The 25,316-nt window shown below is 60.8% G+C and carries 18 protein-coding genes; 11 read left to right on the forward strand and 7 right to left on the reverse strand.

The features are described from left to right. Window positions 1-120 precede the first annotated feature (120 nt). The gene (locus GVN17_RS03260; protein ID WP_166593772.1) at window positions 121-435 is read left to right on the forward strand and encodes a putative quinol monooxygenase; all 315 of its coding nucleotides are present in this window, start codon (window positions 121-123) and stop codon (window positions 433-435) included. 10 nt (window positions 436-445) lie between these two features. Here GVN17_RS03260 and GVN17_RS03265 read toward each other — a convergent pair whose 3' ends face one another. Further along, the gene (locus GVN17_RS03265; RefSeq protein ID WP_166593773.1) at window positions 446-1,210 is read right to left on the reverse strand and encodes a sulfite exporter TauE/SafE family protein; all 765 of its coding nucleotides are present in this window, start codon (window positions 1,208-1,210) and stop codon (window positions 446-448) included. Window positions 1,211-1,464: 254 nt separating this feature from the next. On the opposite strand from GVN17_RS03265, the gene GVN17_RS03270 reads away from it, so the two are divergent. The 4 genes from GVN17_RS03270 (at window position 1,465) to argH (ending at window position 5,065) form a co-directional block, all read left to right on the forward strand. Further along, window positions 1,465-2,403 carry a LysR substrate-binding domain-containing protein gene (locus GVN17_RS03270; RefSeq protein ID WP_166593774.1) on the forward strand — a complete coding sequence of 313 codons (939 nt, stop codon included), beginning with the start codon at window positions 1,465-1,467 and terminating at the stop codon, window positions 2,401-2,403. A 62-nt stretch (window positions 2,404-2,465) separates the two neighbouring features. Further along, window positions 2,466-2,810 (forward strand): cupin domain-containing protein, encoded by a 345-nt coding sequence (locus tag GVN17_RS03275; protein ID WP_166593775.1) that lies wholly within the window; start codon window positions 2,466-2,468, stop codon window positions 2,808-2,810. 250 nt (window positions 2,811-3,060) lie between these two features. Continuing rightward, window positions 3,061-3,324: a glutaredoxin 3 gene (grxC, locus tag GVN17_RS03280; protein ID WP_166593776.1), complete on the forward strand. Its 264-nt coding sequence runs from the start codon at window positions 3,061-3,063 to the stop codon at window positions 3,322-3,324. Between the two features lie 313 nt (window positions 3,325-3,637). Continuing rightward, a complete protein-coding gene (gene argH, locus GVN17_RS03285) occupies window positions 3,638-5,065 on the forward strand; it encodes an argininosuccinate lyase (protein ID WP_166593777.1) in 1,428 nt (475 codons plus the stop codon). A 171-nt stretch (window positions 5,066-5,236) separates the two neighbouring features. Here the strand turns inward: argH and mmsB are convergent, their stop codons facing one another. The 3 genes from mmsB to GVN17_RS03300 all read right to left on the reverse strand — a co-directional run bounded on the left by mmsB (window position 5,237) and on the right by GVN17_RS03300 (window position 9,196). Then, window positions 5,237-6,124: a 3-hydroxyisobutyrate dehydrogenase gene (mmsB, locus tag GVN17_RS03290; RefSeq protein ID WP_166593778.1), complete on the reverse strand. Its 888-nt coding sequence runs from the start codon at window positions 6,122-6,124 to the stop codon at window positions 5,237-5,239. A 159-nt stretch (window positions 6,125-6,283) separates the two neighbouring features. Continuing rightward, window positions 6,284-7,810, reverse strand: a complete 1,527-nt coding sequence (locus GVN17_RS03295; protein WP_166593779.1) for a CoA-acylating methylmalonate-semialdehyde dehydrogenase — start codon at window positions 7,808-7,810, stop codon at window positions 6,284-6,286. Window positions 7,811-7,864: 54 nt separating this feature from the next. Continuing rightward, window positions 7,865-9,196 carry an MFS transporter gene (locus tag GVN17_RS03300; protein WP_166593780.1) on the reverse strand — a complete coding sequence of 444 codons (1,332 nt, stop codon included), beginning with the start codon at window positions 9,194-9,196 and terminating at the stop codon, window positions 7,865-7,867. 263 nt (window positions 9,197-9,459) lie between these two features. Between GVN17_RS03300 and GVN17_RS03305 the strand changes: the two genes are divergently transcribed. The 6 genes from GVN17_RS03305 to GVN17_RS03330 all read left to right on the forward strand — a co-directional run bounded on the left by GVN17_RS03305 (window position 9,460) and on the right by GVN17_RS03330 (window position 15,645). Beyond that, window positions 9,460-10,407 carry a LysR family transcriptional regulator gene (locus tag GVN17_RS03305; RefSeq protein WP_218576054.1) on the forward strand — a complete coding sequence of 316 codons (948 nt, stop codon included), beginning with the start codon at window positions 9,460-9,462 and terminating at the stop codon, window positions 10,405-10,407. Between the two features lie 379 nt (window positions 10,408-10,786). Continuing rightward, window positions 10,787-11,638 carry a sugar phosphate isomerase/epimerase gene (locus tag GVN17_RS03310; RefSeq protein ID WP_166593782.1) on the forward strand — a complete coding sequence of 284 codons (852 nt, stop codon included), beginning with the start codon at window positions 10,787-10,789 and terminating at the stop codon, window positions 11,636-11,638. A gap of 13 nt (window positions 11,639-11,651) precedes the next feature. Beyond that, entirely contained in the window at window positions 11,652-12,728 is a 1,077-nt protein-coding gene (locus GVN17_RS03315; protein ID WP_166593783.1) for an isopenicillin N synthase family oxygenase, read from the forward strand. A 59-nt stretch (window positions 12,729-12,787) separates the two neighbouring features. Then, window positions 12,788-13,606: an ABC transporter substrate-binding protein gene (locus GVN17_RS03320; protein WP_166593784.1), complete on the forward strand. Its 819-nt coding sequence runs from the start codon at window positions 12,788-12,790 to the stop codon at window positions 13,604-13,606. A gap of 162 nt (window positions 13,607-13,768) precedes the next feature. Beyond that, window positions 13,769-15,319, forward strand: a complete 1,551-nt coding sequence (locus tag GVN17_RS29790; RefSeq protein ID WP_166593785.1) for an amino acid ABC transporter permease/ATP-binding protein — start codon at window positions 13,769-13,771, stop codon at window positions 15,317-15,319. Window positions 15,320-15,372: 53 nt separating this feature from the next. Beyond that, the gene (locus GVN17_RS03330; RefSeq protein WP_166593786.1) at window positions 15,373-15,645 is read left to right on the forward strand and encodes a Rho-binding antiterminator; all 273 of its coding nucleotides are present in this window, start codon (window positions 15,373-15,375) and stop codon (window positions 15,643-15,645) included. 155 nt (window positions 15,646-15,800) lie between these two features. Here the strand turns inward: GVN17_RS03330 and recD are convergent, their stop codons facing one another. From recD to recC, 3 genes are read right to left on the reverse strand one after another with little or no spacing between them, the layout of a single operon-like run. Beyond that, entirely contained in the window at window positions 15,801-17,888 is a 2,088-nt protein-coding gene (gene recD, locus GVN17_RS03335; RefSeq protein ID WP_166593787.1) for an exodeoxyribonuclease V subunit alpha, read from the reverse strand. Further along, entirely contained in the window at window positions 17,885-21,583 is a 3,699-nt protein-coding gene (gene recB, locus GVN17_RS03340) for an exodeoxyribonuclease V subunit beta (RefSeq protein WP_371928470.1), read from the reverse strand. The genes recD and recB overlap by 4 nt, the downstream gene beginning before the upstream one ends. Next, window positions 21,580-25,065, reverse strand: a complete 3,486-nt coding sequence (gene recC, locus GVN17_RS03345; protein ID WP_166593788.1) for an exodeoxyribonuclease V subunit gamma — start codon at window positions 25,063-25,065, stop codon at window positions 21,580-21,582. The genes recB and recC overlap by 4 nt, the downstream gene beginning before the upstream one ends. Window positions 25,066-25,316: the final 251 nt, after the last annotated feature.

A 25,316-nucleotide genomic window follows, 5' to 3' on the forward strand; every position in this document is an offset into this window, starting at 1 on the left:
GAGTACCGACCCAACGGTCGTTGACCAAGCCATGACCAGGCAAAACGCTTTTGCCCTAGACGCACAAGTGGATGGCTTATTGTTGACTTAGAATGCCGCCACTTTCATTCAGGAGGCGTTATGAGCGACATGCACGGTTTCATTCTCCATGCCCAGACCAAGCCGGAAAAAGCGGCAGAATTCGAAGCGCTATTCAGCGGTTATGTCGCGGCGAGCCGCAGCGAAGACGGCTGCATCGAGTACCACATGCTGCGCGATCAGCAGGACCCAACGCTGTTCATTTTCTATGAGATCTGGCAATCGAAGGCGCACCTGGACGTACACTCAGCGCTGCCACACATGGCCGAGTTTTTCGAGAAACGCATGGAGTATCTGGAGCGAGATTTCGACATTCGCCGCGTGGACATGCTCAGCCCATCGTCTGCGGTTCGCTGAGTTCACGCTCTCAACCGGCGATCATCAGGTGCAGCCCGAGCAGCGCCATGCCGATGAAGAATACGCGCTTGAAGGTCACGGCACTGATGCGCTGCCGCAGCCATTGGCCGATCATCATGCCCAACAGCGCCGGAATGACCGCCAGCAACGAGGCGCTCATTTCAGCGCTGCCCAGAGCACCGTTCCAGAACAGACCCGCGCCCAGCGCGAGGCTCGACACGGTGAACGACAACCCCAGCGCCTGCACCAGTTGATTGCGATCCAGCCCGAGGCCTTGAAGATAAGGCACGGCCGGAATCACGAACACGCCGGTGGCTGACGTGATCAGGCCGGTGATGAGCCCACATAGAGGCCCCAGCCAGACTTCCGCGCGGGGCGGTACCTTGAGCGTCGGCAGAAACAGCCCGCACAGTGCGTAAACGAACAGCGCGCCGCCCAACGCCCGACCCATGCTGTGCGCGCTGCCCATTCCCAATACGTACGAACCCAACCCTGTGCCGACGACGATCATCGCCAACAGTGGCCACAGCCGTTTGCCGATATCGCGCAGATGCCCGCCCGCCGCCAGTTGCCAAACGTTGGTGAAGGTCGAGGGAATCAGCAACAGCGCCGCAGCCTGCGTCGGCAACATAGCCACGCCCAATAACCCCATGGCGACCGTCGGCAGCCCCATGCCGATCACCCCCTTGACGGTGCCTGCCAGCAGGAAGGCGAACAGCACGAGAGCGGTCAGGCTCCAGCCGATGTTTTGATAGAGCGAAAAGAAAGTATTCATGGGCGGATGATGAGCCAATCGGGCAGGGTTTAGAATCTGCGATATATTGAATCAGCCTTTGTCTGAAACAGAGCCTTGTGCGAACCGGTTGTCATGCCTGGCGGCGGTCATCTGTGGGAGCGAATTCATTCGCGAAAGAGGGTTCAGGCAACAGAGGTGTATCGCTTGTACGTCTGCATCGCGAATGAATTCGCTCCTACAGGGGATCTGCGTCAGGCCAGGAAATCCAGTTCGATTCGGAAAAACAAGCAACCATGCACTTCGACCTGATCGACCTGAAGCTTTTTCTCCACGTGACCGAAGCCGGCAATATCACCGCCGGGGCCGCTCGCAGTCATTTGTCGCTGCCATCGGCCAGTGCGCGGATTCGTGGGCTGGAGTCGTCGCTGGGCGTCGCGCTGCTGGAACGCGGGCGACGGGGGGTTACACCGACAGCAGCTGGCAAAGCCTTGGCGCAGCATGCGCGGCTGATTCTGCAACAGGTCGAGCGCTTGCAAGCCGACCTCACCGATTACGCCCACGGCTTCAAAGGCCAGATCCGCCTGTTGTGCAATACCTCGGCGCTCAGTGAATACCTCCCGGAAAAGCTGGCTGATTTTCTCGCCCGCCACCCGAACATCGACATCAGCCTCGAAGAACATCCCAGCCTGCGCATCCTTCACGCCGTGCGCCACGGCGCAGCGGACATCGGCATCATCTCCAATGCCGTCGATGCCAGTGATCTGCAGACTCTGCCGTTTTGCGCCGACCCGCTGACCCTGATCATGCCGTTCGATCATCCCCTCACCGAGCAAATCGATGATTCGCTTGAAGGCCTGCGATTCAGCCAGACATTGGCCTACGAGTTCGTCGGGCTGGGGGTCAACAGCGCCATGGCGATTTACCTTGAAGAACAGGCGTTGCATTTGGGCCGACGCATCAAGACCCGCGTGCGCGCCGAGAGCTTCGATGGCGTGTTGCGCATGGTCTTGCGCGGTGCGGGTCTCGGAGTCGTGCCCCAAGCGGCGGTCGAACGCTTTCAACAGGCGGGCCAGCTGAAAAGCGTACCGCTGATCGACCCGTGGGCAGACCGCAAACTGCTGCTGTGCGCGCCTGACTTTGCCGTGCTGCCGACATACGCCAAGGCGCTGGTGCGTCATTTGGCCGGAGAAACTGCGTTTCTGGACACCTCGATGTCGAGCCCAGACAACTGACGCGCCTCAGACACCCCTAAGGTGGGTGAGCGCAATTCCCGCCACCCCTTTCTGGAGCTGTCATGAGCGACTCGATCATCCTTCTTCGCGACACCACCCCACTGCCCGTCGTCGACGCCTGCAAATGGGAGCGCATCGGCGGCGACCCACACACCGTCAACCTGAACGCCTACACCAGCGCCGACGGCGAAAAGATCATGGGCACCTGGATCTGCACGCCGGGCAAATGGTACGTCGAGTACACGAAGTGGGAATACTGCGACTTCCAGGAAGGCTATTGCATCATCACCCCTGAAGGCAAAGAGCCGATCCACCTGAAAGCCGGCGACAAATTCATCATCGAGCCGGGCATGAAAGGCACGTGGGAAGTGGTCGAAACCGTGCGCAAGTATTTCGTGTTTGCGTGATAGCTGACGCCGCCAACGACCAAAGGAGCTGCCCATCGCAGCTCCTTTTTTTTGCAAAAACGGTAGGCAACGGGCAGTAGATGCCACGAGTGATTCAGACGATCTATCGACCCCATAGCGTGAATTTGCGCGGACATTTCCAGAAACAGGAATAGTATTGCGTCCGTCATGAATGGTCCTGCCAAGCATCGAGCCATTCGAATATTCCTCCAGGGCTGCCACACAAGGCCCGACCACGGAGTTCATTGTCATGTCCGAAGTCACCCTCTACACGACCAACAGCTGCCCCTACTGCGTCGCCGCCAAGAATCTGCTCAAAGCGAAAGGCGTGGAATACAACGAGATCAACGTTCAGGCCTCCATGGAACAGCGCACCATCATGATGGAGCGCAGTGGCCGTCGCACCGTGCCGCAGATTTTCATCGGTGACATTCATGTCGGCGGCTTTGACGACATGGCGCTGCTGGAGCGCAAAGGCGAGTTGAACGCGCTGTTGGCGGGTTCGCCTGCCTGATTGATAACCGACCACGCCTTACTTTGTTTCGGTCCGGTCGTTACCCACTGTAGGGCGAATTTATTCTGGGCGGCATTCCGACGAAGAGGGTCCGGCGCTGGAGATGTGTCAGCAATACTGGCCTCTCGCGAATGAACTCGCGCCTACAGAGGCATCGCGGTTTTCATCGAGAATCCCGAGCTGACGATCCGGACAGCTTTCCATTTCTGCCAAGTCCACTTGCCATTTGTAACATTCCCCTGATCCCGGCTATTTCCTAGGATTCCTCGACGTCTGGCTTGCCAGCAATCAACGTACCCGAGGGAAAAGGCTTATGTCTGATGCTACCGAGCGCCTGTGGGGCGCGCGATTCAAATCCGGGCCCGCTGCGGCCATGGCCAACCTGTCGCGCTCGCCTGCCATCTACTTCCGCATGACGCCGTACGACATCGCCGGGTCCAAGGCCCATGCCCATGAGCTCGAACGTGCAGGCCTGCTGACCGCTGACGAAACCCGCGACATCATCGCCACCCTCGAAGCGATCAACGATGACTTCGCCGCCGGGCAGATCCAGCCCATCCCGGCCGACGAGGACGTGCACACCTTCATCGAGCGCCTGCTGACCGAGCGCCTCGGCGCACTGGGCGGCAAGCTGCGCGCCGGTCGCTCGCGCAACGACCAGACCGCCAACGACATGCGCCTGTTTCTGCGCGATCAGATTCGCCTGCTCACCCTGTCGATCCTCGACCTGCAGGATGCGCTCGTGGCTCAGGCCGAGCAGCACGTGGACACCATCGCGCCCGGCTTCACCCATTTGCAGCAGGCCCAGCCCATCGTCTTCGCTCATCATTTGATGGCCCACGGCCAAGCGATTCATCGCGACATCCTGCGACTTCAGGATTGGGACAAGCGCTTCAACCTGTCGCCGCTGGGTGCCGCCGCCATGGCGGGTTCGGCAATTGCCCGCGACCTGCAAAGCTCCGCCGCAGAGCTGGGCTACGCAGGGCCCTGCGAGAACTCCATTGATGCCGTCGCCAGCCGCGATCACGTCGCCGAATTCCTGTTCTGCGCCAGCATGCTCGGCATCAACATTTCGCGCATGGCCGAAGAATTCTGCATCTGGACCTCGCGGCAGTTTCGCTGGGTGGAGCTCGATGATGCCTACGCCACTGGCAGCTCAATCATGCCGCAGAAGAAAAACCCGGACATCGCGGAACTGGCGCGGGGCAAATCGGGGCGCTTGATCGGTTCGCTGACGGCGATTCTGTCAGTCCTCAAGGCGCAGCCGCTGTCCTACAACCGCGATTTGAGCGAAGACAAACACGCGATTTTCGACGCCGTGGACACGCTTAACCTGGTGTTGCCTGCGTTTGCGGGGATGGTGCGAACGATGACCGTGCGCAAGGATGAATTGCTGCGTCAGGCGCCCTTGGGTTTCACCCTCGCCACCGAAGTCGCAGACTGGCTGGCCGTGCGTGGCGTGCCGTTCAAGGAGGCCCACGAAATCACCGGGCAACTTGTGCAACTGTGTGAAGCGCAGGAGATCGGGCTGGAAGAACTGACCCCGGCCATGCTCGCGCAAACCGATGCGAGGCTGACGCCGGACGTGCTGGAAGCCTTGACACTCGACGCAGCCTTGGCGGCGCGCAGCGGCTGGGGCGGAACATCGCCGACGCGCGTTGCCGAGCAGATTGCGCGGTTCAAGCAGCACTTGGTCACGCAGGAGAAATGGGCGAAGGATTACAACGGGCCAAGGGGGTAACCCCTCACAAACCTGCCTCCCACCGTCAGTCGCTGAGTTGAAACCCAATCCCTGTAGGAGTGAGCTTGCTCGCGATGGCGTCAGATCAGACACCTCCAAGTGCCCGATCCATCGCTATCGCGAGCAAGCTCACTCCTACAGTGAAAGGCTGCATCAGACGCGATACAGCCATCAATCCTTTTTCAAATACCCCTCAACCACCGCCGAGAAGTCCTTCCCACCATCGCCCCGCAAGCTCATCGCCTGATACAGCTGATGCGCCAGCGCGCCAAGGATCACCGGCTGACGCGCCACTTTCGCGGCTTCGGTCGCCAGCCCCAAATCCTTGAGCATCAAATCCGCACCGAATCCACCGGTGTAGCCACGAGAAGCAGGCGCGGTTTCGACGACGCCCGGCCACGGGTTGTACATTTCCGAACTCCAGCAACGGCCTGTCGAGCTGTTGATGATGTTGGCGAGCACGCCGGTGTCGATCCCCAACGTGTTGCCCAAGGCCATCGCCTCAGCCACGCCGATCATGGAAATCCCCAACAGCATGTTGTTGCAGATCTTGGCGATCTGGCCGGTGCCGACATCGCCGCAATGCACGATGTTGCGACCCATCTGCGCCAGGATCGGCTTGAGCACGTTGAAGTGCTCGACACTGGCGCCCACCATGAACGTCAACGTCCCGGCCTGAGCACCGCCCGTGCCCCCGGACACCGGCGCGTCACCCAGGGTCACGCCCTGCTTGGTGGCCGCTGCCGCCACGTCGCGGATGGTCTGCGGGTCGATGGTGCTGCAATCCACAGCAGGCACGCCCGCCCGGATACCGGCCAGCACGCCGTCTTCATTCAGGTAGACCGCACGCACGTGAGCGGCGGCCGGCAGCATGGTGATGACCAGCTCGGCTTCTTGCGCCGCGTGTTTGGGCGAGTCGCTGATGAGGCCGCCCTGTTCGGCGAGTTCGGCCAGCACTTGCTGGTTGAGGTCGAACAGGTGCAGCTGATGCCCGGCGCGAATCAGGTTGCGCGCCATCGGCGCCCCCATGTTGCCCAGACCGATGAATGCGATTTTCATTGTTGTTCTCCTTATCAGATTCAGATCCGAACGCCGCCTCCCCCTGTAGGAGTGAGCTTGCTCGCGATGAGGTGTTTTCAGTCAGAACATCTGCAACTGACAGATTGCTATCGCGAGCAAGCTCACTCCTACAAGGGTTACGCTGCCCGCGATGGCGGCTCAACGCAAATTGATCGTCGTGTTCACCCCGTCATTCACGCTGTCGTCATCGAACCAGCGACTGGTGACGGTCTTGGTCTGAGTGTAGAACTGCACCACTTGTTTGCCGTACGGGCCAAGGTCGCCGAGCTTGGAGCCGCGCGAACCGGTGAAGCTGAAATACGGGACCGGCACCGGGATCGGGATGTTGATGCCGACTTGGCCGATGTCGATGGCGTTCTGGAATTTGCGCGCCGCCGCCCCGCTCTGGGTGAACAGGCCCACGCCGTTGCCGAACGGGTTGCTGTTGACCAGCTCGATGGCCTGATCCAGCGTGTCGACTTCCAGCACCACCAGCACCGGGCCGAAGATTTCCTGCGTGTAAATCTGCATCTGCGTGGTCACGCCGGTGAACAGGGTCGGGCCGACGAAGTTGCCTTCTTCATACCCCGGCACTTTCACGCCACGGCCGTCCAGCTCCAGCGTTGCCCCTTCTTTCACGCCGCTTTCGATCAGGTCCAGAATTCGCTGCTTGGCGCGCTTGGAGATGACCGGGCCGACATCGGTGCCCGCCTCGCTGCCCGCGTTGACTTTGAGCTTCTGCGCCAGCGCCTTCAAATCAGGCACCCACTGCTTCGCGGCACCGACCAACACCACCACCGACGTCGCCATGCAGCGTTGCCCGGCAGCACCAAAACCCGCGCCGACCAGGGCGTTGAGCGTCTGCTCACGGTTGGCATCCGGCAGCACCACGGCGTGGTTTTTCGCGCCCATCATCGATTGCACGCGCTTGCCGTGTTTGCCTGCCAGGTCGTACACGTGAGTGCCGACGGCGGTCGAACCGACGAAGGAAATGGCCTTGATGTCTTTGTGGGTGCAGATCGCGTCCACCACGTCCTTGCCGCCGTGCACGACGTTGAGCACGCCCGCTGGCACGCCCGCCTCCACTGCCAGCTCGACCAGCAACATCGTGGACATCGGGTCCTGCTCGGACGGTTTCAGAACGAACGTGTTGCCGCAGGCGATGGCCATCGGGAACATCCATAGCGGAATCATCGCCGGGAAGTTGAACGGCGTGATGCCCGCGCACACGCCGATCGGTTGGCGCAAGGTGTAGGTGTCAACGCCGCCTGCGACGTTCTCCGCGAACTCGCCCATTTGCAGCGTGCCGATGGAGCAGGCGTGCTCGACCACTTCCAGACCTCGGAAAATATCGCCTTCGGCGTCGGCAATGGTCTTGCCCTGTTCCGCGCTGAGAACAGTGGCGATGCGCTTCGAGTGTTCGCGAATCAGCGCTTGCAGCTTGAGCATGATGCGCAGACGGGCGCCAATCGGGGTGTCACGCCACGTCTTGAACGCGGCCTGTGCAGCAGCGACGGCAGCGTCCACTTCAGCGGCAGTGGCCAGCGGTACTTTGGCCAGCACTTCCTGGGTCGCCGGGTTGACGACATCCAGCCACTCGCGGGTTTGCGAATCGACCCATTCTCCGTTAATCAGCAGTTTCACGTGAGCGACAGCGGTGTTGTTTTTATTCAGTGACGCGTTCATTACAGGACTCTCCATTCAGGTGGCGGTCTTGCACGACCGCCGAAAAAGCAGGATTCAGGCGGGCTTACGACGCGACGGATCGCGCTTCATCAACGCCGTACACACCAGCGCGATCAACGCCATGCCGATCAGGTACACGATCACGTAATGCGGATTGCCGTCGCCCATGGCCAGCAGTTGCGTGGCGATCATCGGTGCGAAACCGCCCCCCAGCACACCGGCCAGCTGGACCGACACCGAGATGCCGCTGTAGCGGATTTCGGCGGGGAACTGCCGGGCGAACAGCAGCGATTCAGGGGCGTACAGAATCGGGAACACCACGCCTACCGCCAGCACCATCGCCCACCAGACCAGCACCGGATCGCGGGTGCCGAGCATGGCGAAGAACGGGTAGATGAAGGCGCAAAGCAACAGCAGGCCTGCAAAGTAAAGACGCTTCTGGCCGACGAGGTCAGAGATATGCCCACACAGCGGCATCGTCACCAGCGACAGGGCCGCGCCTGCGGTGATAGCGCCCAACACATCGGCCCGAGGGATCTGCAACTGGTTGGCGGCGTAGGCCAGGGCGAACGTCACCGACATGTAGAACCAGGCGTTCTCCGCCGTGCGCGCGCCGATGATGGTCAGGGTTTCGCGAGGGTGATCACGGAACACCTTGAACAGCGGCACTTTGACGGCGATCTTTTCCTTTTTCAGCTTCTCGAAGTCAGGCGACTCCGGCACTTTCAGACGGATCAGCCAGCCCACGCCCAGCAACAGCACGCTCGCCAGGAACGGAATGCGCCAGCCCCAGCTGAGCATGTCGGCTTCCGGCAATTTGGCGACGAGGGCCATCGCCAGCGACGCCAGCACCAGACCCGCGCCAACGCCGGTTTGCGGCAGGCTGCCGTAGAAGCCTTTCCTGCCTTCAGGGGCGTGCTCGACGGCCATCAACACCGCGCCGCCCCACTCGCCACCGACCGCCATGCCCTGCAAAAAGCGCATGCCCACCAGAATGACCGCGGCCCAGTAGCCGATCTGTTGGTACGTGGGAATCAGGCCGATGATGATCGTCGGCACACCCATCAACATCAGGGTGACGAGCAGCATGGATTTGCGGCCGATTCTGTCACCGAAATGACCAAACACGATGCCGCCCAACGGACGCCCGAGAAAACCCACCGCGTAGGTGGCGAACGCCGCCAGCACGCCGATGATCGGGTCCAGTGCAGGGAAGAAGATTTTGTTGAAGATCAGTGCGGCAGCCGTGCCGTAGAGAAAAAAGTCGTACCACTCAATGGTCGTACCCGCCATGCTCGCCGCCCCGGCAAGCCGATAGGCCTTGGTCTTGGTCTTCGCAGCGCTGGCGTCAGGTACACCGGCGTCCGCTGTGAAAGCGTCCTTCATAAACTCCTCCGCTTATTATTTTTGTGCAGGGTGTTATGGCATGTGGGTGATGCAGTTGGTCTCGTTGTGATCGCGTACCTGTAGGAGTGAGCTTGGTCTGGGCCGCATTCGGACGACTGCGATCTGTCATTTCACATAGATGTGACTGAAATACCGCCATCGCGAGCAAGCTCACTCCTACAAAAGCGGATTCGCGATATCGGTTGCATCGGAGTATAGATGTGCAAACTTCTAATAAGAACGCACATAAAAGCAGGTCTATCATGCAAAAACACATCACCTCCCTGAGCGCATTGAACTGGGATGACCTGAAGTTTTTTCTTGAAGTTGCGCGCACGCGCAAGGCCAGTTCAGCGGCCAAACGGCTGGCAGTGGACTACACCACGGTGTCGCGGCGGATCAACTCGCTGGAGGCCTCGCTGGGGACGTTGCTGTTCGAAAAGTCGCGCAACAACGGCTTTGTGCTAACGGCAGAAGGTCAGCGTTTGCTGAGTTCGGCGGAGTCTATCGAAAGCACCTTGCACATTGCCTGCGAACAAGTCTCAGGGTCCGGCGTGGCATTGTCGGGCCATGTGCGCATGGGCTGCACCGAAGGTTTCGGCAGTTTCTTCGTGACCCCGCAATTGAGCCACTTCACCGACACCTACCCCGCCATCTCGGTGGACATCCTGCCCCTGCCGCACTTTATCAGCCTGTCCAAGCGCGAGGCCGACATCGTCATCGCCCTGGAGCGCCCGGAACATGGCCCGTATGTCGTCTGCAAACTGTGCGATTACAGCTTGCGCCTGTACGCGACACAGGAATACCTCGACCAACATCCGCCCATCCGCAAGACCGATGATCTGGTGGGCCATCCTTTCATCAGCTACGTCGACGACCTGGCCTTCAGCCCGGAATTGCTCTACCTCAACAATTTGCTCCCCGACGTCCACGCCCACCTGCGCAGCACCAGCGTGGTCGCCCAATACGTCGCGGCGTTGCAGGGTCGGGCACTGGCGATCCTCCCCTGTTTCCTCGCCGCCCAAGACCCGCGGCTGCTTCCGGTGTTGCCCGAAGAGGTGAACATCACGCGGCAGTTCTGGATGTATTGCCGCGAGGACTTGAGGAAACTCAAGCGGATCACCCTGTTGTGGGATTACATCCGCCAGACCACCGAGCAGAATCAGGCGTTTTTGTTGGGGGAGACGCGGGTAATGGGTTTTGTGGATTAGTCGAGGAACCTAATTCACCGCAACCCTGTAGGAGTGAGCTTGCTCGCGATGACTGTCCGCCAGGTATAGATGTGTTGATTGAGTGAACGCAATCGCGAGCAAGCTCACTCCTACAGAGAAACGTGCATCCACGTCTAAACCGCCCCTCGCCACCATAGTTTAGAAATCTCTGAACTATGCATTTGAGCTTTCCTATTCTTTCCGTTCATCGGCCGAACCTAAGATCGGCTCCAATAAAGGAGCCCGTCCAGTAGAGACCCGGCCCGAAGATTGCCTTTTCTGATGTGACTGCCGCTGTACCCCGTTTTGGCTCGCGCCGTGGCGGAGCCATGTCTGAGGTCACGTGTCAGTCGCAAGACGCAATCTTTGGGGACGTTCGATGAAACTGGAAATCTTCCGCACGATGTGGGGCTACGCTGCGAGCAAGGCTCAGGCGCTGGACGAGCTGCTTGAGGCCGGGTTCGACGGCATGGAAGCGCGCCTGCCGCTGACGCCGGTCGAGCGTGCCGAATTCGGTGCGTTTCTGCGGGCCAATCACCTGCCTTACATCGCCACGGTCTTCACCGCCTACGACGTCCTCCCTGAACAATCGGCGACCCTCGCCGAACACCTGACCGACCTCGAAAAGAAACTCGCCTGGTCCACCGAGTTGACGCCGCGCTTCGTCAACGTGCTGGCCGGGAACGACCGCTGGCAGCTGCCGCAACAAGTTGAGTTCTTCGGTCAGGCGCTGGAACTGGCGCGCAAGCATGGCCAGACCGTCACCTTCGAAACCCACCGCGCCCGCTCGCTGTTCAACCCGTGGGTGACGCTGGAGCTGATTCGTCAGTTGCCGGATCTGCGTTTCACCAGCGACATCAGCCACTGGATCGTCACCTGCGAGCGCCTGCTCAACGACCCGGAAGACGACCTCAGTGCTTTCGTCGAGCGCGTTCATCACGTTCAAGCCCGGGTCGGTTACGACCAAGGTCCGCAAGTCCCGCACCCCGCCGCGCCGGAGCGCGCCGTCGAACTGGCGTTCCATCAGCAGCACTGGGAAGCGGTCTGGACATCCCAACAGGCACGCGGCTACCAGGTCACCACGCTGACCCCGGAATTCGGTGCGGACGGTTACCTGCATCACCTGCCCTTCACCAACGTTCCGGTGGCCGATCTGTGGTCGCTGAACGTGTGCATGGCCCAGATCGAACGTGAACATTTCCAGCGCTTCACCCACACAACAAGCCGATAAGGAGCGTTTCGCCATGCCTGATGAGTCTCAAGCGGCCGCCGTCTCAACCGAATCAAGAGTGGCCAACTTCAGCAGCATTCCGGTGGTGGACATCGCCGGTCTGTTCAGCGCCGACATCACCGACCGTCAGGCCGTGGCCGACGAGCTCGGCAAGGCCGCGCGTGAGGTGGGCTTTCTGTACGTCAAGAATCACGGCATCGAGCCCGCGCTGATCGCGGGTTTGCGCCAGGCGGCCAAGGATCTGTTTGCCCAGTCCCTCGACTACAAGATGCAGCATTACATCGGCACGTCCCGCAGCCATAAAGGCTTCGTCCCGGAAGGTGAAGAGGTGTATGCCAAGGGCAAGCCCGATCACAAGGAAGCCTTCGACATCGGCTTCGAAGTGGGCGACGAAGACCCGCTGGTGATCGCCAAGACCCCACTGATCGGCGCGAACGAATGGCCGGATTTGCCCGGTTTCCGCGCCGCCGTCGAAGCCTATTACGCCGCCGTGTTCGCCTTGGGTCGTCGCCTGTTCGACGGTTTCGCGTTGGCCTTGGGCCTTGAGGAAGGCTACTTCGAGGCGATGGTCACGCGTCCGCCGTCCAAGCTGCGCCTGATCCACTACCCCTTCGACGGCGCCGCGCAGGATGCGCCCGGTATTGGTGCGCACACCGACTACGAGTGCTTCACCATGCTGCTGGCCGACAAGCCGGGGCTTGAGGTGATGAACGATCTGGGCCAGTGGATCGACGCGCCGCCAGTGGAAGGCGCGTTCGTGGTGAACATCGGCGACATGCTGGAGGTGATGACCGCTGGTACGTTCGTTGCTACGGCTCATCGGGTACGCACGGTCAGCGAGGAGCGTTATTCCTTCCCGCTGTTCTTCGCCTGCGACTTCCACACCCAGATCAAACCGCTGCCTCAATTCGAGAAAGAGGGCACGGAGTACGAAGCGATCACCATCGGCGAACACATGTTCGGCCAGGCTTTGCAGACGTATCAGTACCTGCGTCGCAAGGTCGAGAACGGCGAACTCAAGCTGTACGAAAAGGCGCGCAAGCCTTCGAGCTTCGGCCATTTGAAGCATCAGGCACAGGACGCATCCTGATGCCCCACACCCCATCCCAACACACCGTGCCTTACTTTCCTGATGTGGAGTCACCGACGATGCGCAACACTTTGAACACTGCTGTTCGCTTGACCGTTCTTGCCACCGCCGTGCTCGGCAGCTCTTTGTTACAGGCTACGGTTGCCCACGCTGCCACCACTGTGACACCTGGCCAGTTCAAGGTCGGCATGGAGATTACCTACCCGCCCTTCGAATCCTACGACGAGAAGAAAAACGTCGTCGGCTCCGACCCTGACCTGTCGCGCCTGCTGGCCAAGCACATGGACCTGAAGGCCGAGTTCGTCGACACCAAGTTCTCCAGCCTGATCCTGAGCCTGAACGCCGGTCACTACGACGCCATCATCTCGGGCATGTACATCACCCCTGAGCGTCAGACCCAGGCCCAGACCATCGCTTACGCGAAGACCGGCGCGGCGATCATGGTCCTGAAAGACAGCACGATCAAACCCAAGGTGCCGGAAGACCTCTGCGGCCTGAAAGTCGGCCTGGAGAAAGGCACCACGTGGGTTGCCCAGTTCAACAAGCTGTCCACCGATTACTGCGTGCCGAACAACAAGGGCGCGATTTCGGTCAGCGAATTCCCGTCGGCTCCTGAAGTGACCCAGGCGCTGTTGTCGGGCAACGTTCAGGCCCAAGTGGAAATCGACGGCGCCGCCGGCATGATCGCCGAACGCACCAAAGGCCGTGTGGTGGTCAGCACCGAGCACTCGATCTACCAACAGACCCTGGGCATCTACGTGAAGAAAGGCAACGACGAGCTGTATCAGGCGTTGCTCAAGGCCTTCGACGAAACCAAGAAATCCGGTGAGTACGCGGCGCTGCTGAAGAAGTACAACCTGGAAGAGCCGAGTAATTAAAGGCTGATGCTCTACCCCTTGTAGGAGTGAGCTTGCTCGCGATGGCGTTGAATCAGTCAACATTGATATGTCTGACTAACCGCCATCGCGAGCAAGCTCACTCCTACAGAAATTGCGCTTGATAGAGATTTCCCCGCAGGGTCTGGCCCCGCTGAGGTGTGTATGCAATTCGAATGGTCCTACTTTTTTTCGCTGTTCTCGGTCTCGGACTTCTGGGAATCCTGCATCACGGTGATTGAACTCAGCGCCTTGGGCTGGTTCATCGGCATGCTGCTGGGGTTTCTGCTGGCCTCGGCCAAGCTCTCGACCGCGCGCTGGATCAGCGTGCCTGCGTCGATTTATATCTGGTTCTTCCGTAGCGTCCCGCTGCTGGTGCTGGTGGTGTTCACCTACAACCTGCCGCAGATGTTTCCCATCACCCGTGAAGTGCTGTCCAATCCCTTCTACTCCGGCCTGTTGGCGCTGGTCGTCACCGAAGCGGCGTACATGGCCGAGATCCACCGGGGCGGCCTGATTTCCGTGGCCAAGGGTCAGAAAGAGGCCGGGCGTGCATTGGGCGTAGGACTGATCGGCATGCAGCGTCTGATCGTGATCCCGCAGGCCTTCCGCATTTCCCTGCCGACGCTGATCAACGAATACATCACCGTGGTGAAACTGACCTCGCTGGTGTCAGTGATTTCCCTGACCGAGCTGCTCACTGTCGGCCAGCGTCTGTACGCGCAAAACTTCCTGGTGATGGAAACCCTGTCGGCGGTCGCGGTGTATTACGTGATGATCGTGACCGTGTTCGGCTGGCTGTTTCACTGGCTCGAACAGCACCTGGAACTGAACAACCGCAAGCCGCAAACCCTCGACGACAGCGCCCTCGCCCGTCTGCGCTCGACGCTGATCGCACAGCCCGCCAAGGCCCGCCAGTCCGACGCAGGTCCGGGTTCGGCCCCTGCCTTGCAACTGGTGAACATTCATAAGAGCTACGGCCATCACGAGGTGCTCAAGGGCATCAGTCTGGACGTGAATCCGGGGCAGGTGATCTCGATCATCGGGCCGTCCGGCTCGGGCAAGACCTCGTTGATCCGCACAGTGAACAGCCTGGAAAGCATCGACAAGGGCGAGATCATTCTCTTCGGTGAAGGCTTCATCCATGCCGGTGACAGCCCCAACGCGCCGCAGATTCGCCGGGGTGTGCAGCGCATCGGCATGGTGTTCCAGAACTTCAACCTGTTCCCCCATCGCACGATCCTGGACAACGTGACCCTCGCCCCGCGTTATCACGGCCGCGACAAGGCCATCAGCGAACAGCGCGCCTATGCCCTGCTCGACAAGGTCGGCTTGCTGGCCCACGCGCACAAATACCCGCACCAGCTTTCCGGCGGTCAGCAACAGCGTGTGGCGATTGCCCGCGCGCTGGCGATGGACCCGCAGATCATGCTGTTCGACGAACCGACGTCCGCGCTCGATCCTGAGCTGGTCAGCGAGGTGTTGAAAGTCATCGGCGACCTGGCGAAAGAAGGCATGACCATGCTCATCGTCACCCACGAAATGGACTTTGCGCTGTCGATTTCCGACCGTGTGATTTTCATGGAAAACGGTGTGGTGCAGGTCGATGCTTCGCCACAGACCATCCTCGCCGACCAGTGCGGCGAGCGGGTGCGCAAGTTCATGGGGCTGGACAGCCTGGCCACTCAACCGGAGCCCGTGCGCAAGGAAGCGTGAGCGGCTATCGTGGAGCGACATGATCCCTGCATCACGTCACCCCGGAGCCTGAAATGGACAACTACACCCCACTGAACTGCGATCTCTACGACTACCTGGAGATCGCCTGCATGCACGGTTATCGCTTGAAGGTCGAAATGATCGACGGCACAACCTTCGAAGGCCGGCCCGTCACCACCCGCACTGCGCCGAGCAAGGAAGAATTCCTGCAATTCGCCGACGGCCTCGATGAAGTGCGGATGGACCAGATGCTCGCCATCACCCCGCTGGACGACGGCGCCAGTTTTGGTCGGGTGGAGTTGGGCAATTCGTTTTGCGCGACGTGAGGGAATTCAGTCAGGAGGACGCCTCAATCCCTGTAGGAGCGAATTCATTCGCGAAGCGTTGGTACAGCCGGAACACCCTCATCGCCTGATAACTCTTTCGCGAATGAATTCGCTCCCACAGGTTGATCCCTCGCGGCCCCCCCATAAAGCGAAGGCTATAACGCCAACATCAACCCACTCAACCGCTTCACCTTGCGCCGCAGCGCTTCTTCGAACACGCCCTGTCGCGGTTCGATGAGGCTGAACCAGTTTTTCGCCCGCGTGATGCCGGTGTAAATCAGCTCCTTCGTCAGCACCGGGTTCAGCGCTTCGGGCAGAATCAACGCCGTGTGCGCAAACTCCGAGCCCTGGGATTTGTGCACGGTCATGGCATACACCGTTTCCACATCATTAAGCCGACTCGGCAGCACGAAACGCACGCCGCCCTCGCCGTCGTTACGCGGGAAGGCGACGCGCAAGGCCGTGCGGTTTTCCTCGACCGGGCCTTCCGGCAAACGGAGCGCGATACCAATGTCGCCGTTCATCAAACCCAGCCCGTAATCGTTGCGGGTCATCAACACGGGGCGGCCTTCGTACCACTGGTGATCACTCTCGATCAGGTCGGCAGCAAACAGCGTCTGGGTGATGCGCTGATTCAACCCCTCAACGCCCCACGGCCCCTTGCGCACGGCACACAACAGCTGGAATTCGTCGAACGCGTTCAGCACCTGGCGCGCCCATTCGACGCAGCGCGGGTCTTCGATCGACGTGAGCCCTTGTGGCCGCTCGCCGCGCATCAGGGTCAGATAATGCCGATAACCCTGAGGGCCGCCGCCGTGGCCGTCGAGCAACAAACGCGACAACGCCCGATCCTGCTCGCCCTTCAGCGCCAATGCATACAAGTCCGGGTAGCCGCCATTGACCAACAGCGCTCGGGCGTCCTGGTCCTGCTGCTGATTGACCCGTTTCGCCAGTTGCCCAATGCCGCTGCCCGCCACGAAACGCCGCGAGTGACGCAACATCACCACCTGCTGCGCCAGAGCATGTTGCTGCGGGTCGCCCTGTTGCAGCCCGCTTTTGCTCAAGTCCTCGCCGCTGACCGATTCAAGCCACGCCTGCGTGTCCGCGCTGTACATCCCCGCTTCGGCATCCCGGCATAGATCACCCAGCACCGCACCGGCCTCCACCGACGCCAGTTGATCCTTGTCACCCAACAACACCATGCGCGCATGGGGCGGCAAAGCGTCGAGCAGATTGGCCATCATCTCCAGGTCGATCATCGACGCCTCGTCCACCACCAGCACGTCCAGCGGCAAAGGGTTGCCTGCGTGATGACGGAAGTGACGCGTGCCGGGCCGACTGCCGAGCAAACGGTGCACCGTGGTCACGTCGCTGGGGATTTTCTGCCGCACGTCTTCGGATACATCGAGGGTTTGCACCTGATGACTGATGGACTCGGTCAAGCGCGCCGCTGCCTTGCCCGTCGGCGCTGCGAGTCGAATGCGCAGCGGTTTGCCTCGCTCCACCGCAGGGGATTGCAGCAGCGCCAGAAGACGCACGACCGTGGTGGTTTTGCCCGTACCGGGACCGCCGGTGATGATGCTGAACGCACCGCGAGTGGCAATGGCACAGGCGAGTTTCTGCCAGTCGATCAGCGCATCCGGTGCAGTGCTTGCGTTCCCGAACAGAGCGTCCAGACGCTGGGCCAGGTCGCTCGACGTGGGTTCGGTTTGGCAGAGACGACGATGCAGGGCGGCGTCGATCCTGCGCTCATACGTCCAATACCGCCGCAGGTACAGGCGACGGTCTGACAACACCAACGGCTTCTGTGCTGCCGTCGTGCTGCTGTCGCCCGCCTTCGCGACAAGCGGGCTGTCCGCCAACGCCTGACACCAGGTCGCGCCGTCCAACGCCTTCAGCAGTGTGGAGGGCAGCAACATCGGCGTTTGCAGCACGTCACCTTCGGGCGGCAGCGACAGCGCGAAGTCTGGCTCTTTGAGGGTCTCAAAGAGGTCGAGGCAGACATGACCGTGACCGAGCTGATGGCTGGTCAACGCTGCCGCAAGCAGCACCAGCGAATCGGCCGCTGGATCGAGGTCTGCCAAAAAACCCACGAAGGCCTTGTCCAGCGCTCGCAACCAGCCACGCTCGACCCAGCGTTCCAGCAACAGCAGCAAGTCCTCAACCCGACTCAGTGGCTGGAGAGCGGCAAGGCTCTCGGCGTCCAGCGGCGTGGGCAGCAAATGCGCGAAGGTGCGGTTCATGCGAGGTCTCCTGACAGCGTTTCTTCCTCAACCAAGGCTCGCCCCTGAAACAGCAAATCGAGGCTTTCGATCAATTCACGTGGCGGCCGTGTGAACCATGCGCCCTGGCTGGCCGAACGACTGCCGCGCACGAACAGGTACACCGCGCCGCCCATGTGGCGGTCGTAGTCATAATCGGCCAGCCGCGCCTTGAGTTGGCGATGCAAGGCCAGCAGATAAAGCACGTATTGCAGGTCGTAGCGGTTGTCCAGAATCGCGTTTTCCATCGCCATTTCTGTGTAGGCATCGTCGTCGACGCCCAGCCAGTTGGATTTGTAATCCGCCACGTAATAGCGGCCCTGATGCTCGAACGTCAGGTCGATGAAGCCCTTGAACATGCCATTCAGCGAAACGGTTTCCGCCGCCGCACGGGGCGCGCCCTTGTGGGTGTACCGACGCACCAATGCGTCCATTTGCGCCACGTCGACTTTCGAACAGGCGAACCAGAATTCCATCTCGACCCGGTACTGATTGGGTTGATCCAGCGCGCTCAAGGCGACCGGCGGCACGTCAGCGCCGAGACGCAACGGCAAGCTCAACAGGTGAGACAGCCAGTCCGTCAGCGTGTTGATCCAGCCCTTCCAGTCGCGACGATTGCAGCGCTGGGCGACGACCTTTTCCAGTGCCACGGGATCGCTGGCGGCGACCGCGAAGCCCTTTTCCCCCGCCCACTCCAACAAGCCATGAAGGAAGGTGCCAGGGTTCGGGCCACGGGGAAACCGATGAATGTCGCCGCCGCTGACCAGGGTCTCGCGGGGCGCATCCGGGTCGAGGCGTTCGTCGTCGAACAGCTTCTGCGCCTGCGGGCTGTCCGGGGATTGGTCGCCGCTGTCGGTGATCGTGTCGCCGATGCGCAAGGCGCTGTAGGACGCAATCCACCAATTCTCCCGCGCGCTGCGGCGGGGTATGCGCGGCTTGCTCAACGCGACCTCGCTGCGCGGGGCGCTGAAGGTGTCTTCAGTCGGCGCAGGTACGGCTTCGACGTGCACGGTCGGCTGATCGCTGGCCAGCGCGTGAAGCCATTGAACGAGCTGCGTCGACTCTGCCAATACGTTGCCGCCACCGAGCAAGTAACCCAGCGCCGAGCGGTGCAGAATCGAGCCTTTGGTGTTACCGCGCTTGAGGTCGGCGACGCCCAGCCAGCAAGCGTGTTGCGCACGAGTCAGGGCGACGTACAGCAGGCGCAAGTCCTCGGCCAGACGCTCGTCATCCGCTTGCTCGATGAGCGCTGCCGTCGGCTTGAGACTGATCTGCGCGTGCCCTTCGGCGTCATGGAAATGCAACGGCAAACGGCTGCCATCGACCGGTTTGGTCGAGCAAATGAACGGCAGAAAGACCAACGGGTATTCCAGCCCTTTGGACTTGTGAATCGTCACGACCTTGACCAGCTGCTCGTCGCTTTCCAGCCGCAAAATCTGCTCTTCGCCCGCCTGGCCGGACAACGCCAGATGCTCGCTCAAATGACGAATCAGCGCCTGCTCGCCATCGAGTTCAGCAGCGGCCTGTTGCATCAATTCAGAGAGGTGCAGCAGGTTGGTCAACACCCGCTCACCATCGCTGCGCTGGATCAACGTCTGCGGCAGTTTGAAGTCGTGCAAGAGGCGACGGAGCATCGGCAGCACGCCTTGGGTGCGCCAGATGCGACGGTAATCGCGGAACTGCATGACGCGGTTTTCCCACGCCAGTTCGTCCTGATTCAGACGTTCCAATTCAGCCAATGGCAGGTCGAGCGTGATGCAGGCCAAGGCGGCGCGCAGTGTGCGTTCTGCATCGGGTTCTGCACACGCCTTGAGCCAGGCCAACAGGTCGTGAGCCTCTTGCGCGGCGAACACCGAATCCTTGTCCGACAGATACACACTGCGTACGCCACGGACCGACAATTCGCCACGCACGGCTTGGGCTTCCTTGCCGTCGCGCACCAGAATCGCGATGTCCGACGGCATCACGCCTTTCAGCGCTTCGCCCGGTTTGGCGAAGCCCGCACGGCCTTGTTGACCGGCATTGAGTAAGCGCACGATTCCACTCGCGCAACTGGCGGCCAACTGCTGCCGATACAGCGTGCCGGACACCGGCTGATCACTTTCCAGCTGCCAGACATTCAGCGCTGGAATGGCCTGGCCGTCGAGCTGAAACACTTCCTTGCGGCCCTGTGAATTAACAGGCTGGAACGGCACAGGATTGTGATCGGCGCTGCGAAACAGAAACGCGCCGCGCCCAACGGGGTTGAGTTCGGCACGCACGAACACGTGGTTCACAGCCTCGACCATCCCGTGGCTGGAGCGGAAGTTGGTGCCCAATGTGTGCAGGCGTCCGGTGGTCGCCGTGCGCGCGCGTAGGTAGGTGTAGATGTCGGCGCCGCGGAAGGCGTAGATTGCCTGCTTGGGGTCGCCGATCAGGAACAGGCCGGTGCTTTCGTCATGGGCTTCGAGGCGATAAATACAGTCGAAAATCCGGTACTGGACCGGGTCGGTGTCCTGGAATTCATCGATCAACGCAACTGGAAACTGCTCGCGAATCAGGGTCGCCAGGCGCTCACCGCCACTCCCTCGCAACGCTGCGTCCAGACGCAACAGCATGTCGTCAAAACCCATTTCGGCACGACGACGTTTCTCTTCTTCAAAACGCGCACCGACCCATTGCGCGGCGTGTTCGAGTACGGCCGCGTCAGGCGTTGGCAGCGTGTCGAGGGCGACTTTCAGCTCAACCATCGCCTCGAAGGCCGGGTGCGACGGCGGGTTGCTCTTCCAGGCTTCGGCGATGCCATCAGGGGTCAGACGGGTGAAACCGGTGCCCAGATCGAGCTGTTCCTGTTCGTCATCGTTAGCCCAGGCGATCAGCTTGTCGAACCAGGGTCTGAAGTAGCGCTCCTGCATCTTGCGACCGTCGACAACCTTGCAGTTCACGCCGTCGATGCAGATCGCATGCAACTCGGCGGCCCAATTGGCCCACGGCGATTTGAGCGTCTTCAGGGTTTCGCGGCGTTCGGTGATCGAAGCTTCGATCAGTTGCGTCGGGGTTTGCGTGACCGGCGCGCGATCGCTGCCGAACATCGCACGAACACGTGGCAACAACGCCGCCGGGCCACCCCAGTGTTCACGCACCCAGTTGAGCGCGTCGCCGGTCATCGGATAGCAGAACTTGCGCCAGTAATCGCGCAGCACTTCGCCGAGCAAATCGCTGTGGTCGGTTTCCAGGCTTTGAGTGAACAGGCTGCCGCTGTCGAAGGCGTGCTCGCGCAACATGCGCTGACACCAACTGTGAATGGTCGAAACGGCCGCTTCGTCCATCCATTGCGCCGCGATGTCGAGACGACTCGCACAGCCCGCCCACTGATCCGGCGCGAAGTCGTTGCGCAGGTCGTCGATCAAAGCGTCAGGGGCTTCGATCTCTTGACGGAAGAAACGCGCCGCTTCGGCCAGGCGTGTACGGATGCGGTCGCGCAGCTCTTTGGTCGCGGCGTCGGTGAAGGTCACCACCAGAATCTGCGGCGGCAGCAACTCGCGACCGAAGCCTGAAACCTCGTCGCCGTGGCCAAGCACCAAACGCAGGTACAGCGCGGAAATGGTGAACGTCTTGCCAGTGCCCGCGCTGGCCTCGATCAGTTGGCTGCCCTTGAGCGGGAAGCGCAGGGCCAACGGTTTTTGAAGGTCCATCATGCTCCGGCCTCCACGCTGGACAGGGATTGCCAAGGCGCTTCGTAAATCGGTTTGTACAGCGACTCACACCAGCCGACGAACTCTTCGCTGTCGAGCAGCGTGTCGAACGTGGGGAATTGTCGAGCGAGCGCTGTGCTTTCGGCGTGCTCGCCCGCGATGTTCTGGCCGTCGCCGTCGTAGGTTTTGCGGGCGGCGGCTTCGGCTTTGACGTCGTCCGCTTCACCGAGCCAGGCAAACGCAGTCTTCACGGCGACGGGTAACGGGCGCTGCATGCCGTGTTGCCAGGCGAGCAGCAGATCGTTGAGGGTGCTTGTGGCTTTTGCCTTATCCAACGGGGGCAAAAGCAGGGTTTCATCGCTAGCCACCAGTGCGGTGGTCAGCGGCAAATCGCAGGCGCACGCCACCAGATGATTGACCCACGGCTTGGTCAGGCGATGCCACTTCCGAGATTTCCTACCGCCGATGGCATTGGGAATGGCCGTCACAGCCAGCAACTCGCCTTGCGTATTTTGATAGAGGCCATCGAGCCAACCGTCGAGGGCGACGTGTTGATGTTCGTGGCTCACGGGCAACGCGCTGTGAACCCGCTCCGGCCATTTGAACAACAGGTCATGGTAGCGCTGAACCAGATCCGGCAGCGGCTCGATCAACTCGTCCTGTAGGAGCGCGCCGAATCCAGCCATCGGCAACAGCCCACTGGCCTGCAAGCGAACGGCTTGGGCCTTGAGGGATTGGTCAGCGCTTTCAGGGTCCAGGAGCGCCGCTTGCAGCAGGCTATCGCTCAATCCGTAGCGCTCAAGGGCATCGAGCACAAACGGCTCTTCGTCGGCCAAAGGCGCTTCGGCTACTTCGAAGAAAATCTTCAGACGTTGACTGAAGAAGTGTTTGACCGGGTTACGCAAGAAATCTTGCAGCTGCATCAGGCTGAGCGGCTCTTCTTGCTCGTACTTTTCCAGTGCTTTGATTTCGCCCGACTGGACCGCTGCTTCATGCAAGACCTGCCATTCACGGGCAAAGCTGAAGTACTCCAGATTCTCCTGGAAGTATTTGGCGCTGAACGGTTGCAGCGGGTGTTCAAGGGTCAGCTTGTGCAGCAGTTGCTGACCTGGGTCGCGCTTCTTCGCGTCCTCGGGTTCGACAGCGTCTGCCAACCGCCAACCGCTGGCTAAATGATCACGTAGTTGGCCAATGAGCACTGACGCCGGACGTTCAGAGTTGTCACGAATGCTGCGTCCGACCCAACTGATGTAGAGCTGATCTCGGGCGGACAGAAGCGCTTCGAGTAGCAGGTAGCGGTCGTCCTCGCGACGGGAACGGTCGCCGGGGCGGTAATCGCTGCCCATCAAGTCAAAGTCCAGCGGCGGTTGTGCGCGGGGGTAATCGCCGTCGTTCATGCCCAACAGGCAGACCACTTTGAACGGGATCGCACGCATCGGCATCAAGGTGCAGAAGTTGACGGAGCCTGCGAGGAAGCGCTGCGACAGTTTTCCTTGATCCAGCCCGGCGAGCCACGCTTCACGCACAACCGTCAGCGGCAATTCTTCCAGCAGGCCGACCGTTTCGCAGGTCTCCAGCCAGGTTTCACGCAGGGTTTCGAGTTGGCTGAGCTGATAGTCGTCGTGCTCGCTGTCCGCCGTGAAAAACAGCTGCATCAGCGCTTGTAGACGCGTGCCCCAGACCGGCGGGGTGGCAGGCTGCGACAGTTCGGCGTGGGCGACTTGAAGGGCGTCGATCAAGGCGACCAACGGGCCGATGAGCGCCGCGTCCAGGCCGCCGATTTCGTCATAGGGTTCGATGTCATCGTAGGCAATGCCTGCACCCACGGCGTACCCCAACAGCATGCGTCGCAGACCGAAATGCCAGCTGTTCTGTTCAAGGGCTTCAGGAAGGCCCAAACCCTCGCGTTGCTTGGCGTTCAGCCCCCAGCGCACGCCTGCGCCTTCGATCCAGCGATGCAGGGTTGGCAGGTCGCGTTCGTCGATGCCGAAACGTGCGCGCAGGGCGGGAACGTCCAGCAGGTCGAGGATTTCACTGACCGGAAACCGACTGTCGGGGATCTTCAAAAGGTGCTCGACGGCAATCAGTAAAGGGTCACGACCGCGCTGGCCCTGGTCTGCCAAAGTGAAGGGGATGAAGCGGCGATCATCACGGTCCAGTTGCCCAAACACGGCACGAATGTGCGGGGCGTAGCTGTCGATGTCCGGGACCATCACGATCACATCACGAGGGCGCAGATCAGGATTGGCGCTGAACCGCGCGAGCAACTGGTCGTGCAGCACTTCCACTTCGCGCTGGGCGCTGTGGGCCACGTGGAAGCGGATCGAGCGGTCTTTCTTGATGTCGACGGCGGGCCACAGCTCGTAGGTCTCGCTCAAGGGGCGCAGTTCGAGAATGTCGTCCTGTATCTGGCTGAGAATGGTTTGGGGGTCGCCGTCGCTGAACAGGTCGATACGCCCGTCGCGGAAGATCGAGCGGTAGCTGTTAGGGTCGTCGTGGCTGTCGAGGAGATTGATGTAGTCGCGGCCCTGCTTGCCCCATGCGGCGAGCAGTGGATGGGCGTGCTGGTGCAAAGCGTCCGGGTTGAGTACCACCGGCATCCCAGCCTTGCGCGATTGACGTTTGTACTCGTGCCGCAGCAAGTCTTTGTCAGCAACGATATCCGCCCAATGGTGACGGCAGGGGTTGTGCACGCAGAGCAGCACTTGGTTGAAACGTGACAGACCGGCGAGGGCTTCAAGCGCTTGGGCAGGCAGCGAGGAGATACCAAACACAATGACCCGGGCGGGCAAGCCTGCGGGGGCCTCGGTCAGGGTATTGATCCGCTCCATGTAACGCTGATGCACCCCGGCACGGCTCTGAGCCATCCCCTCGGCACCGACATCATGAAGCAGCGCTCGCCACAACTCGGCTTGCCAGCAGTTTTCAGGTTTGAGCGGTTTGGCCTCTCCCCTGACGTTCTTGAGTTGGTGCCGTCCAGCGGCCCAGTCTTCAAGCCAGTCAGCGCGGTACACCTGGTATTGGTCGAACAGATCGGCCAGTCGCTCGGACAACTGATAACGCTTGCGCAGGTCAGTGTCGGCGGTGAGGAAGCGCTGTAAGGGCTCGAAGTGGGGTTGGTCGATTAATGCAGGCAGCAGTCGCATCAAACGCCAGGTGAGCGGGGCTTTATCGAGTAGCGAGGTTTCGGGAATTTCGTCCTTTCCCAAGACAGCGCGATATAGCTGCCACATGAAGCTGCCGGGGAGTTGAACGTCGATGGCGGCAGCAATGCCGCAGCCCCCCTGGTCGTCGTCCTGTGCATCATCCGCGAGGGCAAGCTTCAGCCATTGGGCGATGCCGTTGCTCTGTACCAGCGCGACTTCGTTTTCCAGCGGGGTCAGCGGGTAACGCCGCATCCACGACACCACAAGGCTACGCAGTTCATCCAGGCGATTGCCATGAACCACCATGAACCCAGGGTTGAGGTTGGATGTCACCGGCATGGCTGCTTCCTTGGCGTTTGGAGAGGGAGAAGACTAACAGAGGGGGCACTTGACCTGTAGCCGTTCGACTTGCCGGCACTGCTATAGGCAAGATCGCATCCCGAGGTGGAATGCGATCTTTTTCCGCGCGCAAAAACAAAACCCCATCTGCTTTCGCAAATGGGGTTCTGGAATTTAATCTTGACGATGACCTACTCTCACATGGGGAAACCCCACACTACCATCGGCGATACATCGTTTCACTTCTGAGT

The sequence above is a fragment of the Pseudomonas sp. SLFW genome (genome assembly GCF_009905615.1).
GTDB lineage: Bacteria > Pseudomonadota > Gammaproteobacteria > Pseudomonadales > Pseudomonadaceae > Aquipseudomonas > Aquipseudomonas bambusae.